We start from the raw sequence: 857 nt of genomic DNA on the forward strand, positions 1-857 counted from the left end.
TTAGAATCTTTTATTATTAATCCATTTTCACACCTGAGAGAAACGGTAAGCTGATCACAAGGCTTTATAGTTTTAAATGAAAAAATCTGCCAATGATCATTGCCGGCTTCACAAATTTTACGAGAAATATTGACGTGGTCTAACTTATTAAATTTATCAGGTACTGACATAGAATAGCCTTTTACCATCGTAGGGTCTTCTATATTATCAAGTTCTTTAATTAGCTCAGCAGGTATCTCTTCCCAATCTCCTGCTTTCGCAGCAACAATGGTTCGGATATGCTCATGACGTTCATCTTCAAACCATACTGGAAGCTCATCAAATTCATTAGCTGTCTTATACATGACATAGTCATAATCATAATCAATTTGTACCCGGTTTTTCTTTTCATCAAAATAAGCAACGCCCTCTATACGCATATGACCTCTATAACAATTATCGAAAAGAGACATTGAATCTTCAACATATTGATCAAAATAATCGTTAATTCCAGAGTAAATTTCTGCAAGTTCTCGTGATGGCTTTAAAACCATTCCAAGCAAGCTCTTTTGTTCCTCACTACTAAGCCTAGTAACAAAATCTTTTGAAATCACTATTTTAATTAACCGTTCTCTTATAAACTTCAAAAACTCTTCTGTCCCTATAGTAAATGAAAATATATTCGCCACAAGAATAGCTATTCCAACACTTGACATAACATTAGCAATTAATTCGATTACAAAAAAATGATTGCTGTGATTCTTTGAAAGTGAAACAAGAGTTATAGAAGAAACAATTAGCAATATTGATATAAAAAACCACCGTGTAAAAAATTTTTGTACTTTCATAGTATTCCTTTGATTATTTTATTCACATAG

General features: G+C 32.1%; 1 protein-coding gene. It reads right to left on the minus strand.

Annotation, left to right across the window (positions count from 1 at the left end):
• Nucleotides 1–827, minus strand: an 827-nt coding sequence (locus ACT3XD_RS19665; RefSeq protein ID WP_444280705.1) for a hypothetical protein, incomplete at its 3' end; no start/stop codon positions are given.
• Nucleotides 828–857 lie beyond the last annotated feature (30 nt).

This window comes from Halomonas sp. AOP7-B1-5, assembly GCF_052353045.1.
Lineage (GTDB): Bacteria > Pseudomonadota > Gammaproteobacteria > Pseudomonadales > Halomonadaceae > Vreelandella > Vreelandella colorata.